Origin of the sequence: Nocardioides sp. Root240, from assembly GCF_001428825.1 — a bacterium.
Taxonomy (GTDB): domain Bacteria; phylum Actinomycetota; class Actinomycetes; order Propionibacteriales; family Nocardioidaceae; genus Nocardioides.
This window is the reverse complement of sequence record NZ_LMIT01000001.1, coordinates 204,652-218,227: the sequence shown is the minus strand read 5'-3', so window position 1 is coordinate 218,227 and position 13,576 is coordinate 204,652. Positions and strand designations below refer to the sequence as shown.

9 protein-coding genes and 1 tRNA gene are annotated in these 13,576 nt (G+C 70.0%); 8 read left to right on the top strand and 2 right to left on the bottom strand.

What is annotated here, in order from left to right; all coding sequences use genetic code 11:
* Nucleotides 1–15 precede the first annotated feature (15 nt).
* The 6 genes from ASE20_RS00980 (at nucleotide 16) to pyk (ending at nucleotide 10,609) form a co-directional block, all read left to right on the top strand.
* Complete coding sequence (locus ASE20_RS00980) at nucleotides 16–636, top strand: hypothetical protein (RefSeq protein WP_056917929.1); 621 nt, start codon at nucleotides 16–18, stop codon at nucleotides 634–636.
* A 36-nt stretch (nucleotides 637–672) separates the two neighbouring features.
* Nucleotides 673–1,878: an Ig-like domain-containing protein gene (locus ASE20_RS00975; protein ID WP_056892663.1), complete on the top strand. Its 1,206-nt coding sequence runs from the start codon at nucleotides 673–675 to the stop codon at nucleotides 1,876–1,878.
* Between the two features lie 72 nt (nucleotides 1,879–1,950).
* On the top strand, nucleotides 1,951–2,820 hold the full coding sequence (locus tag ASE20_RS00970; RefSeq protein ID WP_082612037.1) for a phosphate ABC transporter ATP-binding protein: 870 nt from the start codon (nucleotides 1,951–1,953) through the stop codon (nucleotides 2,818–2,820).
* A 192-nt stretch (nucleotides 2,821–3,012) separates the two neighbouring features.
* On the top strand, nucleotides 3,013–7,584 hold the full coding sequence (gltB, locus tag ASE20_RS00965) for a glutamate synthase large subunit (RefSeq protein WP_056892662.1): 4,572 nt from the start codon (nucleotides 3,013–3,015) through the stop codon (nucleotides 7,582–7,584).
* Nucleotides 7,577–9,046: a glutamate synthase subunit beta gene (locus ASE20_RS00960; RefSeq protein WP_056892661.1), complete on the top strand. Its 1,470-nt coding sequence runs from the start codon at nucleotides 7,577–7,579 to the stop codon at nucleotides 9,044–9,046. The genes gltB and ASE20_RS00960 overlap by 8 nt, the downstream gene beginning before the upstream one ends.
* 99 nt (nucleotides 9,047–9,145) lie before the next feature.
* A complete protein-coding gene (gene pyk / locus ASE20_RS00955; RefSeq protein ID WP_056892660.1) occupies nucleotides 9,146–10,609 on the top strand; it encodes a pyruvate kinase in 1,464 nt (487 codons plus the stop codon).
* Nucleotides 10,610–10,617: 8 nt separating this feature from the next.
* Here the strand turns inward: pyk and ASE20_RS00950 are convergent, their stop codons facing one another.
* Both ASE20_RS00950 and ASE20_RS00945 read right to left on the bottom strand, forming a co-directional pair.
* Nucleotides 10,618–11,169 (bottom strand): transcriptional regulator, encoded by a 552-nt coding sequence (locus tag ASE20_RS00950; protein ID WP_225868990.1) that lies wholly within the window; start codon nucleotides 11,167–11,169, stop codon nucleotides 10,618–10,620.
* A 239-nt stretch (nucleotides 11,170–11,408) separates the two neighbouring features.
* Nucleotides 11,409–11,484, bottom strand: a tRNA-Leu gene (locus ASE20_RS00945).
* 69 nt (nucleotides 11,485–11,553) lie between these two features.
* On the opposite strand from ASE20_RS00945, the gene ASE20_RS00940 reads away from it, so the two are divergent.
* Both ASE20_RS00940 and ASE20_RS00935 read left to right on the top strand, forming a co-directional pair.
* The gene (locus ASE20_RS00940; RefSeq protein WP_056892658.1) at nucleotides 11,554–12,171 is read left to right on the top strand and encodes an ANTAR domain-containing response regulator; all 618 of its coding nucleotides are present in this window, start codon (nucleotides 11,554–11,556) and stop codon (nucleotides 12,169–12,171) included.
* 166 nt (nucleotides 12,172–12,337) lie between these two features.
* A complete protein-coding gene (locus ASE20_RS00935; protein WP_157538366.1) occupies nucleotides 12,338–13,459 on the top strand; it encodes a branched-chain amino acid ABC transporter substrate-binding protein in 1,122 nt (373 codons plus the stop codon).
* The last annotated feature ends 117 nt before the right edge of the window (nucleotides 13,460–13,576 follow it).

The following is a 13,576-nucleotide window of genomic DNA, read 5'->3' as shown; positions in this document are numbered from 1 at the left end:
CCAGGGACCACCGTCATGACCAGGGTGCTCACCACCAGCGGCACGGGAACGAGAGCGCGGCTCACGCGCATCGTCGTGGCCGTCGTCGTCCTCGCCGTCGCCGTCACGGGCGTGCTCGTGTGGCGTCTCGGAGGAGGCGAGGAGGCGCCGTACGCCGACCCGGCCTCGACCGGCGGGCTGACCCTCTGCTCCGCCGACGGCAAGGCCGTCACCGAGGGCCGGACCGGCGACAAGCCGTTCGCGGACGTCGTGCTGGGGGAGACCCCGCTGCCGTCGGACGCCGACCGGGACGGCGCGGTGGCGACGCTGTACGCCTACCAGCCCCGCGAGGGCATCGCGCCCGGTGAGTACAGCGGATCGGCGATCACGGCAGCGACCGTGTTCACCGACCCGTCCCGTCCGGCCACCCGGGTCACGGCCGACGCTTGGTCCGTCGCGGACTTCGTCACGGCCTTCCCGGCCAGCTTCCAGGGCTACGTCCAGCTGCGGCTGGTGCTCGGGACGCCGGCGCTCGGGACGCTCGCGGACGGCTACGACACGGCGGACATCAAGGTCGACGGCGACCGGTGGGAGCTGGTTCGGGGCGGCTCCGCCTCGTGCAGCGACGCCACCCACGCCGTCGCCGACGGTTCCTGACCCGACTGCTCGACCCCAGACTTCGAGGAGACAACGATGAAGATCAACAACCGGAAGAGGTGGGGTGCGGTCCTCGGGCTCGCACTCGTCGCCTCCACCGTCGGCGGGTTCGCCGCCGCAGCGCCGCAGTTCACCGGCGACCCCACCACGCTCGACTGGTACGTCGCCGACCAGGGGGGAGTCGACGACCCGGCCCGCACCACCGCCGGCCTGAAGCTCTACGACGCCGCCGGCGCCGAGGTGACCACGGGCTCCGTCAACGCCGCGCTGCCGGCGTTCGCGGCGGCCGGCGGCACGGTCCGCGCCGACGACACCCATGCCTCGCTGTTCGTCCACGCGGCGCAGTCGGGCACGGCCGCGGGCTCCTGGCCGGGCGTGCAGGCGACCGGCACCGACAGGTTCACGGGGGCCGGCGCGGTCAGCGCTCCGGCGGCCCTCGCGGGCAAGCCCTACGTCCGGACCGCGGGCGGCTACCGGCTGTCCGACGTGGTCGCGTCCTTCGCGTCCGCCGGGCAGGGCACCTTCGGCGGGATCTACGAGCTCCGCCTGCGGACCAGCTCGGCGACGCAGGGTGTGGGCGCTGCCTACGCCTCGGCCTTCGTGAAGGTCACCGGCGACACCTGGGCCGTCGTCGCCGGACCGGAGCCGACCCAGGAGCCGGCCGTCACGCAGACCGCGGTCACCGGTCCGACCAGCGCCTACTATGGCAAGGGATTCAGCCTCACCGTGACGGTCACCGGCTCGGCCGGCAGCGGCGGGACGGTGACGGTCAAGAAGGGCACCACGGTGCTCGCGACCAAGGCGCTCGACGCCGACGGCGTGATCGCGGTCCCGGTCACGGGTCGCAAGCTCGCGCCCGGCGCCCACGCACTGACGGTGGCCTACGGCGGCACCGCGCAGGCCCAGGCCAGCCAGGCCGGCCGCAGCATCACGATCGTCAGGGCCAAGTCCACGACGACCGGCACGCTGGCCGCGGCGACGATCAAGGCGTCGGCGTACCCGAAGATCACGGCGCGGGTCACCGCCCCCGGCGTGCCGGCGGCGACGTTCACCGGCACCTTCACCGTGTACGACGGCACCCGGGCCATCAAGAAGGTCACCCTCAAGGCGACCAACCTCGGCAAGCTGGCGATCGTGCTGCCCAAGCGCACCAGGGGCACGCACTACCTCAAGGTCGTCTTCAGTGGGAACACCAAGGTCGCCGCCAGCACGAGCGCGAAGTACAAGCTCGTCGTCAAGTAGTTCCGCAGTTCCGGACGGGTGCCCGGGGGAGTGATCCCCCGGGCACCCGCCCACCCACGAAGGAGAAGCGCCATGTCCGATGCCACCCAGGTGTTGCCCGCCGTCCACGACGAGCTCCCGCCGCCCCCGCCGTCCGCCGCGCCCTCGCGCCCGGAGGCCGTCGTCCAGCCGGGCCGGCTCGAGGCCGAGGCGGTGTCCGCCTGGTTCGGGCAGCGCAAGGTGCTCGACCGGGTCTCCATCGACCTGCCGGCCGGGCAGGTGACCGCGTTGATCGGTCCGTCGGGCTGCGGCAAGTCCACCTTCCTGCGCATCCTCAACCGGATGCACGAGCTGGTGCCGGGAGCGGCCCTGGCGGGGGAGGTGCGCCTCGACGGCGAGGACATCTACGACCCCGAGCGGCGGCTGACCGACGCCCGGCGCGCCATCGGCATGGTCTTCCAGAAGCCGAACCCGTTCCCGGCCATGTCCATCCAGGACAACGTGCTCGCCGGGCTCAGCCTGGTCGGCTCGAAGCTGAAGCGCTCCGAGCGGCAGGACCTGGTCGAGGAGTCGCTGACCCGGGCCGGGCTGTGGGTCGAGGTCCGTGACCGCCTGCGCCAGCCGGGGTCGGCGCTGTCCGGCGGCCAGCAGCAGCGCCTGTGCATCGCGCGCTCGCTCGCCGTACGGCCGCGGGTGCTGCTGATGGACGAGCCCTGCTCGGCCCTCGACCCCACCTCGACCCGCGTCGTGGAGGAGACGATCCGCGAGATCGGGTCGCAGGTGACGATCGTGATCGTCACCCACAACATGCAGCAGGCGGCCCGCGTCTCGGACCGCTGCGCGTTCTTCCTGGCCGCCCACGGCGCGCCCGGGGTGATCGTCGAGCAGGGGCCGACGGACGTGATCTTCGACAACCCGCAGGACTCCCGCACGGCGGACTACGTCAACGGCCGCTTCGGCTGAGCGTCTCACCTGCTGTCCGGAGGGTGCCTCCGCTGAGCAACGCCATGTCACAAAGTGGTAACCTGAGCGCTCCGCCGCGTGGGCCAGTGCTGTCCCTTGCGCCCCACCTTCTGTGGAACCCCGACGCGATGGCTTCGATGTCGCTGCCGGGAGCCCCCAGACGTAGCCGACGGGAGAACCTTGGTGCCCTCCATGCACTCGTTCCCACCGCCGCAGGGTCTCTACGACCCGCGCCACGAGAAGGACGCCTGTGGCGTTGCCTTCGTCGCGACGCTGACCGGGGAGGCCAGCCACGACATCGTGGCGAAGGCGCTCACGGCTCTTCGCAACCTTGACCACCGCGGCGCCGCCGGCGCCGAGGCCAACTCCGGCGACGGTGCCGGCATCCTCCTGCAGGTGCCGGACGCCTTCCTCCGCGCCGTCGCTGCTGACGCCGGCATCACGCTGCCGGTCGCCGGCACGTACGCCGTCGGCACGGCCTTCCTGCCCGGCGACGAGGGCCAGGTCACCAAGACCCGCGCCCGGATCGAGGAGATCGCCTCCGAGGAGGGCCTGGTCGTCCTCGGCTGGCGCGAGGTCCCGGTCAACCCGGACATCCTCGGCACGATGGCGCTCAGCGTCATGCCGACGTTCACGCAGCTGTTCGTGCAGGCTCCCGGCGGTGCCCACGGTGCCGGTCCTCTGGGAGGCATGGACCTCGAGCGCCTCGCCTTCTGCCTGCGCAAGCGGGCCGAGCGGGAGACCGAGGTCTACTTCCCGTCGCTGTCCTCGCGCACGCTCGCCTACAAGGGCATGCTGACGACCGACCAGCTCGACAACTTCTTCCCCGACCTCCGCGACGAGCGGATGGCCTCGGCGATCGGTGTCGTGCACTCGCGGTTCTCGACGAACACCTTCCCGAGCTGGCCGCTGTCGCACCCGTTCCGCTTCATCGCGCACAACGGTGAGATCAACACCGTCATGGGCAACCGCAACTGGATGCGGGCCCGCGAGGCGCTGCTGGACTCGGTGACGATCCCGGGCGACCTCGAGCGACTGTTCCCGATCTGCACCCCCGGTGCCTCGGACTCCGCGTCCTTCGACGAGGTCCTCGAGCTCCTCCACATGGGTGGTCGCAGCCTGCCGCACGCGGTGCTGATGATGATCCCGGAGGCGTGGGAGAACCACACCGAGATGGACGCGAAGCGGCGCGACTTCTACCGCTTCCACTCCACGATGATGGAGCCGTGGGACGGCCCCGCCTGCGTCGTGTTCACCGACGGCACCCAGATCGGTGCGGTCCTCGACCGCAACGGCCTGCGCCCCTCGCGCTTCTGGGTCACCGACGACGGCCTCGTCGTCCTGGCCTCGGAGGTCGGCGTGCTCGACCTCGACCCGGCCACGGTCGTCCGCAAGGGCCGCCTGCAGCCGGGCAAGATGTTCCTGGTCGACACCGAGGAGCACCGCATCGTCGAGGACGACGAGGTCAAGGCGCAGCTCGCCGACGAGAACCCGTACGGCGAGTGGCTGCACGCCGGCATGATCCAGCTCGACGAGATCCCGGACCGTGAGCACATCGTGCACACGCACGCCTCGGTCACCCGTCGCCAGCAGATCTTCGGCTACACCGAGGAGGAGCTGCGGGTCATCCTGACCCCGATGGCCAACACCGGTGGCGAGGCCCTCGGCTCGATGGGCACCGACACGCCCATCGCGGCGCTGAGCGACAAGCCCCGGCTGCTGTTCGACTACTTCAGCCAGCTCTTCGCGCAGGTCACCAACCCGCCGCTGGACGCCATCCGCGAGGAGCTCGTCACCTCGCTCTACGGCTCCATCGGCCCGGAGGCCAACCTGCTCCAGCCGACGGCGGCCTCGTGCCGGCAGATCTCGCTGCCGTTCCCGGTCATCTCCAACGACGACCTGGCCAAGATCCGCCACATCAACCGTGAGGGCGACCACCCGGGCTTCATCACCCACGTCTCCCGCGGCCTCTACGACGTCCACGGCGGCGGTGCGGCGATGGCTGCCCGCATCGACGAGATCTGCCAGGAGGTGTCGGAGGCGATCGCCGGTGGTGCGCGCATCATCGTGCTGTCCGACCGCCACTCCACGGCCGACCTCGCGCCGATCCCGTCGCTGCTGCTGACGGGTGCGGTCCACCACCACCTGGTCCGCGAGAAGACCCGCACCCAGGTCGGCCTCCTCGTCGAGGCCGGTGACGTCCGCGAGGTCCACCACGTGGCCCTGCTGGTCGGCTACGGCGCGGCCGCGGTCAACCCGTACCTCGCCATGGAGACGGTCGAGGACCTCGCTCGCGAGGGCTACTACGTCAAGACCGAGCCCGAGCAGGCCGTCAAGAACCTGATCAAGGCGCTCGGCAAGGGCGTCGTGAAGGTGATGTCGAAGATCGGCGTGAGCACCGTGGCGTCGTACACGGGTGCGCAGATCTTCGAGTGCATCGGTCTCTCGCAGACGGTCGTCGACAAGTACTTCACCGGCACCACCTCCAAGCTGGGCGGCGTCGAGCTCGACGTCATCGCGACCGAGGTGGCCGCGCGCCACGCCAAGGCGTACCCGCCGGCCGGCATCGCGCCCGCGCACCGCGAGCTCGAGATCGGTGGCGAGTACCAGTGGCGTCGCGAGGGCGAGCCGCACCTCTTCAACCCGGAGACGGTGTTCCGCCTGCAGCACTCCACGCGGACCGGTCGCTACGACATCTTCAAGCAGTACACGTCGGCCGTGGACGAGCAGTCCGAGAAGCTGATGACGCTGCGCGGGCTGTTCAGGTTCAAGGACGCCGGTGCGTTCGGCCGTACGCCGATCCCGATCGACGAGGTCGAGCCGGTGTCGGCGATCGTCAAGCGGTTCTCGACCGGCGCCATGTCGTACGGCTCCATCTCGCGCGAGGCCCACGAGACCCTCGCGATCGCCATGAACCGGCTGGGCGCCAAGTCCAACACCGGTGAGGGCGGCGAGGACGCGGACCGTCTCCACGACCCCGAGCGCCGCAGCGCGATCAAGCAGGTCGCGTCGGGCCGCTTCGGCGTCACGAGCGAGTACCTCACCAACGCCGACGACATCCAGATCAAGATGGCGCAGGGCGCCAAGCCCGGCGAGGGCGGCCAGTTGCCCGGCAACAAGGTGTACCCGTGGGTCGCGAAGACCCGCCACTCCACGCCGGGCGTGGGCCTGATCAGCCCGCCGCCGCACCACGACATCTACTCGATCGAGGACCTGGCGCAGCTGATTCACGACCTCAAGAACGCCAACCCGTCGGCCCGCGTCCACGTGAAGCTGGTCTCCGAGGTCGGCGTCGGCACGGTGGCGGCCGGTGTGTCGAAGGCGCACGCGGACGTCGTCCTGGTCTCCGGCCACGACGGCGGCACGGGCGCCTCGCCGCTCACCTCGCTCAAGCACGCCGGCGGTCCCTGGGAGCTCGGCCTCGCCGAGACCCAGCAGACCCTGCTGCTCAACGGCCTGCGCGACCGCATCGTCGTGCAGACCGACGGCCAGCTGAAGACCGGTCGTGACGTCGTCATCGCGGCGCTGCTCGGCGCCGAGGAGTTCGGCTTCGCGACCGCCCCGCTGGTGGTCTCGGGCTGCATCCTGATGCGGGTCTGCCACCTCGACACCTGCCCGGTGGGCGTTGCGACGCAGAACCCGACCCTGCGGTCGCGGTTCAGCGGCAAGGCCGAGTACGTCGTCAACTTCTTCGAGTTCATCGCCGAGGAGGTCCGTGAGCTGCTCGCGCAGCTGGGCTTCCGGTCGATCGAGGAGGCCATCGGCCAGGTCGAGGTGCTCGACACCGTCGAGGCCGTCAACCACTGGAAGGCGCAGGGTCTCGACCTGGCGCCGATCCTGCACAAGGTCGACATCGCCGCGACCCACTTCCCCGACCAGGACCTGCGCAACACCGGCACCCAGGACCACGCCCTGGAGAAGTCGCTGGACGTCACCGAGATCCTCCCGCTCGCGGCCGCGGCCATCGAGTCGGGCGAGCCGGTGCGTGCCCAGCTGCAGATCCGCAACGTCAACCGCACCGTCGGCACGATCCTCGGCCACGAGGTCACCAAGAAGTACGGCGGCGCGGGCCTGCCCGACGGCACCATCGACCTGACCTTCGTCGGGTCGGCGGGCCAGTCGCTCGGTGCGTTCGTGCCGAAGGGCATCACGCTGCGGCTCGAGGGCGACGCCAACGACTACGTCGGCAAGGGCCTCTCCGGTGGCCGGATCGCGATCCGGCCCGACCGTGCTGCCGGCTTCCGGGCCGAGGAGCACATCATCGCGGGCAACACCATCGCCTACGGCGCGACCTCGGGTGAGATCTTCATCCGCGGCGGCGTCGGCGAGCGGTGCTGCGTGCGCAACTCCGGTGCCACCGTCGTCACCGAGGGCGTGGGCGACCACGGCTGCGAGTACATGACCGGCGGCCGGGTCGTCGTCCTCGGCAAGACCGGGCGCAACTTCGCGGCCGGCATGTCGGGCGGCATCGCCTGGGTGCTCGACCTCAAGGACTTCCGGGTCAACGGCGAGCTCGTCGACCTGCGTCCGGTGAGCGCCGAGTACGCCGGTGAGCTCGAGGGCATCGTGCGCAAGCACTTCGAGGAGACCGGCTCCGAGGTCGCCGAGGCGCTGCTGGCCGACTGGGAGGCCGCACTGCCGCGGTTCACCGAGGTCATGCCGCGCGACTACGCGAAGGTCCTGGCGGTCCAGGCCGAGGCGAAGGCCGAGGGGCTGGACGACGACCAGACCGCGAACAAGGTGATGGAGGTGCTCCATGGCTGACCCGAAGGGCTTCCTGAAGAACACGCGTGAGGTGGCTTCCCGTCGTCCGGTGGACGAGCGGGTGGGCGACTGGAACGAGGTCTACCCGGGCGGGATCGGTCGCGCACTGCTGCCGATCATCAGCGTCCAGGCCAGCCGCTGCATGGACTGCGGCATCCCGTTCTGTCACTCCGGCTGCCCCCTGGGCAACATCATCCCGGAGTGGAACGACCTGGTCTGGCGCGACGACTGGGAGGGCGCGATCGAGCGCCTGCACGCGACCAACAACTTCCCGGAGTTCACCGGTCGCCTCTGCCCGGCGCCCTGCGAGACCGCGTGCGTGCTCGGCATCAACCAGCCGGCGGTGACGATCAAGAACATCGAGGTCTCGATCATCGACAAGGCCTTCGAGTCCGGCTTCGTGCGGCCGCAGCCGCCGGAGTGGCTCTCGGGCCGCACGGTCGCGGTCATCGGCTCGGGCCCGGCGGGCCTCGCCGCCGCCCAGCAGCTCACCCGGGCCGGCCACACCGTGGCCGTCTACGAGCGGGCCGACAAGCCCGGCGGGCTGCTGCGCTACGGCATCCCCGAGTTCAAGATGGAGAAGAAGCACCTCGACAAGCGCCTCGAGCAGATGAAGCGCGAGGGCACGGTCTTCCGCTCCGGCGTGGAGGTGGGCCGGGGCAACCTGACCGGCACCGCGCTCAAGGACCGCTACGACGCCGTCGTGATCGCGGTCGGCTCGACCGTCCCGCGTGACCTGCCGGTGCCCGGGCGCGAGCTCAAGGGCATCCACCAGGCGATGGAGTTCCTGCCGCAGGCCAACCGCGTCGCACTCGGCGAGGAGGTCGAGGGCCAGATCCGTGCTGACGGCAAGCACGTCGTCATCATCGGTGGCGGTGACACGGGCGCCGACTGCCTCGGCACCTCCACCCGCCAGGGTGCGACCTCGATCACCCAGCTCGAGATCATGCCGCAGCCCACGGAGGACCGTCCCGACGGTCAGCCGTGGCCGACGTACCCGATGACCTACCGGGTCTCCTCCGCGCACGAGGAGGGCGGCGAGCGCGTCTACGCCGTCTCCACCAAGGAGTTCCTCGGCGACGACGAGGGCAACGTCCGGGCGCTGCGCCTGGTCGAGGTCTCGTTCGAGGGCGGCAAGCTGGTCGAGCACGAGGGCACCGAGCGGGAGATCCCGGCCGACCTGGTGCTGTTCGCGATGGGCTTCGTCGGCCCGGAGCAGCCCGGCCTGGTCGAGCAGCTCGGCGTCGAGCTCGACGAGCGCGGCAACATCAAGCGCGACAACGACTACGCGACCAACGTCGACGGCGTCTTCGTCGCCGGTGACGCCGGTCGTGGCCAGTCGCTCATCGTGTGGGCGATCGCGGAGGGCCGTGCGGCCGCCGCCGGGGTGGACAAGTTCCTCACCGGCAGCACCCGGCTGCCCGCCCCGATCCCGCCGACCGCGCGTCCGCTGGTGGTCTGACCCCGCACCTGCACCACTCCGTCGAATCGGCGCAGACTTCATCCGAAGTTTGCGTCGATTCGACTTTTTCTACCCGTCGGTCACCGATAGGGTTGGAACGTGCGAAGAGCCAAGATCGTGTGCACCCTCGGCCCGGCCACCAGCTCGGAGCGGAGGATCCGCGAGCTGGTCTACGCCGGCATGGACGTCGCGCGCCTCAACATGAGCCACGGCTCCCACGCGGACCACGCCGAGGTCTACCGTCTGGTGCGCGAGGCGTCCGACGCCAGCGGCCACGGCGTCGGCATCCTCGCCGACCTGCAGGGCCCGAAGATCCGGCTCGAGCGGTTCTCCGGAGGGCCCACGACCCTGGCCCGCGGCCAGCGCTGGACGATCACCACCCGCGACGTCGACGGCAACGCCGAGATCTGCGGGACGACGTACAAGGGACTGCCCGGCGACGTCGCCCCCGGCGACCCGCTGCTGATCGACGACGGCAAGGTCCGCCTCCGGGTGGTCGAGGTCGTCGACGGCACCGACGTCGTCACCGAGGTCCTGGTCGGCGGCAAGGTCAGCAACAACAAGGGCATCAACCTGCCCGGCGTCGCGGTCTCCGTCCCGGCACTGTCGGAGAAGGACATCACCGACCTGCGCTTCGCCCTGCGCCTCGGTGTCGACTTCATCGCGCTGAGCTTCGTGCGCAACGCCAAGGACGCCGAGGACGTGCGCGTCATCATGCGCGAGGAGGGGATCATGCTCCCCGTCATCGCGAAGATCGAGAAGCCGCAGGCCATCGAGAACCTCGACGAGGTCGTCTCCGCCTTCGACGCCTTCATGGTCGCCCGCGGCGACCTCGGCGTGGAGTGCCCGCTGGAGGAGGTGCCCTTCCTCCAGAAGAAGATCATCGTCGCCGCCCGGCGCAACGCGAAGCCCGTGATCGTCGCCACCCAGATGCTGGAGTCGATGATCACCAGCCCCGCGCCGACCCGAGCCGAGGCCAGTGACGTCGCCAACGCGGTGCTCGACGGCGCCGACGCCGTGATGCTGTCGGGCGAGACCGGTGTGGGGGAGCACCCCATCCACACGGTCGAGACGATGGCGCGGATCATCTCGGCCACCGAGGAGCACGCACTCGTCGACGACACCTTCAGCCGCTTCGGCCGCATCGAGTGGGACCCGCACACCCGCGGTGGCGTGATCACCAAGGCCGCGGAGGAGGTCGCCGAGCGCGTCGGCGCGAAGTACGTCGTCGCCTTCACCCAGTCCGGCGACTCGGCCCGGCGCCTCGCCCGGCTGCGCAGCTCGATCCCGGTCCTCGCCTTCACCCCCGAGGCCCGTTCCCGTTCCCAGCTCGCCGTGACCTGGGGCGTCGAGGCCTTCCAGACCTCGACCGTCGAGCACACCGACGAGATGGTCCGCCAGGTCGACGAGGAGCTGCTCCGCATCGGCCGGGTCAAGGAAGGCGACCTCGTCGTCATCGTCGCCGGCAGCCCGCCCGGCATCCCCGGCTCGACCAACGCGCTGCGCATCCACCGGATGGGTGACGCGATCAACGAGGTCGCGCCGGCGTACCGGAGGAAGTAGGCGAAGGTTCACGTCTTAGGACCGATCAGCTCGTCCAGCCGCGCCACCGCCTCGCGACGGGACACGCTGATCGTTCGGGTGTTGGACGGGCGCCACGGGATCTCGACCAGGTCGAGAGCCCAGCAGCAGAGTTCGCGGATGTCCTGCGACGCGTTGACGAACTGCCAGCGCGGGTAGCGGTAGATCTTCGGCTCGCCGGCGACCGTGCGGCGGGTCCAGTTGTTCGCACGGCAGCCGTCCGAGTGGAACAGCCCGCGGAGGAACGGTCCGGGGTGGTCCTCGACGATCGCCTGCTGCCAGCTCGCGAGCACGATCGGACGTTCGTGCTTCGGGCCGCGACCGTGTTGAGGGAACAGGCACGCCCAGTGCTGCCAGTGGGCTTGAACGTTGATACATCCGGGCCTGCGGACAAGAAACACCCGCGCCCCTGGCCGCACCTTCGTGATGCAGTCCGTGACATCGTTGATGATGCCGGGGTAGGTCGTGTCGCAGGCGACCCTCAGCGCGTAGTAGCGCGCGGCTCTCGCGATGTGCCCGTCCCCGAGGTAGTAGCCGAGCAATGCTGAGTACGCAGGGCTGTCGAGCGGTGCGTCTCCGCAACGTGGGCACTCGCTGAGTCTTCGGGCCCACGCGTGGGGATCTCGGTCCCATGCCAATACGGCCGAGACGCTGACGCCCAGCTCCGTCGCCACGGCTTGCCAAGTGAGTCCACGGGCACGCAACTCGCGTGCCTGTTGTCGAACGTGTTCCGAGTACACGGCTCGACCGTCGGACGAGGGTCCGACACATCGAAGGGCGATGGTGCCCCGGGTGGGATTCGAACCCACACTGACGGCTGTTTGAGAGCCGGGCCTCTGCCGTTGGGCTACCGGGGCGGTTGCACCCGAAACCGTAGCCGAGGCGGCGCCCCGCCCCGACATCGGGCGGGCCGATAGCCTTGTCCCGTGACCGAGACCGCCGCCGCCCCCCAGCCCTCGCGCCGCACCGTGGTGATCGCGGAGGACGAGACCCTGATCCGGATGGACCTCGCCGAGATGCTCGTCGAGGAGGGGTACGACGTCGTGGGCCAGGCCGGCGACGGGCAGAAGGCGATCGAGCTGGCCGAGGAGCTGCGTCCCGACCTCGTGATCCTCGACGTCAAGATGCCCGTGCTCGACGGCATCGCGGCGGCCGAGGCGATCGCGGGCCAGCGGATCGCGCCGGTGGTCATGCTGACGGCCTTCTCCCAGCGCGAGCTGGTCGAGCGGGCGCGCGAGGCGGGGGCGATGTCGTACCTCGTGAAGCCGTTCTCGCAGAGCGACCTGGTGCCGGCGATCGAGATGGCGGTCAGCCGGTTCGCCGAGATCCGCCAGCTCGAGAACGAGGTCGCCGACCTCACCGAGCGGCTGGAGACCCGCAAGGCGGTCGACCGGGCGAAGGGCATCCTCCAGGAGCAGCTCTCGCTGACCGAGCCGGAGGCCTTCCGGTGGATCCAGAAGACCGCGATGGACCTGCGCATGTCGATGCGCGAGGTAGCCGACGGCGTGGTCACCCACGGTGTCCCTGGGGCGTCGAACGCGTAAAAAATCCGTGTGACCCGGCTCTCAGGTAACAGATTCGTCAGGATTCTGCTCCTGAGCCGTCGAGTTGCTTCCGCCCACCCCTGAGCCGGTGTAGGTTCCCGCGGCAGGACACGTCCGAGGTCAGCGACCGCTGCCCCCGGCTCGAGTAAGGAAGCGGGAGAAAGTCTTGACGCGTAACAAGGTATTCGGAGCGAGCATCGCGGTGCTGGCCCTCAGCCTCTCCATGACCGCCTGCGGTTCCGACGACAGCGGCGACGACGACACGAACGCCGGAGGCGGCAACCTCTGTGGCAAGAACCTCGCGTTCCTCGGCGCGCTGACCGGTGACGCCGGCGCCCTCGGCCAGAACATGGTCAACGGCATCAACCTGGCGCTGAAGGAGTACAACGCCGACAACGCGGACTGCAAGATCAACCTGAAGACGTTCGACTCGCAGGGCAGCCCCGACAAGGCGCCGGCCCTCGCGACGCAGATCATCAACGACGACTCGATCGTCGGCCTCGTCGGCCCCGGCTTCTCGGGCGAGTCCCTCGCCACCGGCAAGACCTTCTTCGAGTCGGGTCTCCCGTCGATCTCGCCGTCGGCCACCAACGTGACCATCACCGAGCAGGGCTGGACGACCTGGCACCGCGTCATCGGCAACGACGACGCGCAGGGTGCGGCGGACGCCAAGTACCTCACCGAGACCGTCGGTGCCAAGAAGGTCTTCGTCGTCGACGACGGCCAGGACTACTCGAAGGGCCTGGCCGGCAAGGTCAAGGACTCCCTCGGCGACGCGCTCGTCGACTCCGACCAGATCTCGGTCGGTGACACGAACATGTCCGCCATCGTCCAGGGCGTGAAGTCGTCCGGTGCCGACGCGGTCTTCTACGGCGGCTACTACACCGAGGCCGGCCTGCTCGCCAAGCAGCTGCGCCAGGGTGGCTTCAAGGGCACCTTCATGTCGGGCGACGGCTCCGAGGACCCGAACTTCGTGAAGGTCGCGGGTGCCGAGGGCGCCGAGGGCGCGGTCCTGTCCGCTCCCGCCGCGCCGGCTCCGGCCGACTTCGGTGCGTCCGGTCTCTACGCCACGCAGGCCTACGACGCGACGAACATCTTCCTCGCCGCGATCAAGGACGGCGCGTCCGACGGCCAGGAGATCAACGAGTTCATCGGCTCCTACACCGGCGACGGCGTGAGCGGCCCGATCGCCTTCGACGACAAGGGCGACATCAAGGAGTCGGCGATCTACGCCTACTTCGTGAAGGACGGCGCCCTCGACGTGGAGAACCCCGAAGAGATCAAGTGATCCGGGTCCACTGAGGGACTGACCTGACTGTGGCCGGGGGCCTGGCCCCCGGCCACAGTCGAGCACAACGGCGGAGGGAACTCCTTTGGACTTCGGCAACCTTTTCGGTAGCCCCGA

Bases quoted from the DNA above. Each gene is read 5' to 3' on its own strand.
- ASE20_RS00980 (WP_056917929.1), top strand. From the start codon at position 16: ATGACCAGGGTGCTCACCACCAGCGGCACGGGAACGAGAGCGCGGCTC.
- ASE20_RS00975 (WP_056892663.1), top strand. From the start codon at position 673: ATGAAGATCAACAACCGGAAGAGGTGGGGTGCGGTCCTCGGGCTCGCA.
- ASE20_RS00970 (WP_082612037.1), top strand. From the start codon at position 1,951: ATGTCCGATGCCACCCAGGTGTTGCCCGCCGTCCACGACGAGCTCCCG.
- gltB (WP_056892662.1), top strand. From the start codon at position 3,013: ATGCACTCGTTCCCACCGCCGCAGGGTCTCTACGACCCGCGCCACGAG.
- ASE20_RS00960 (WP_056892661.1), top strand. From the start codon at position 7,577: ATGGCTGACCCGAAGGGCTTCCTGAAGAACACGCGTGAGGTGGCTTCC.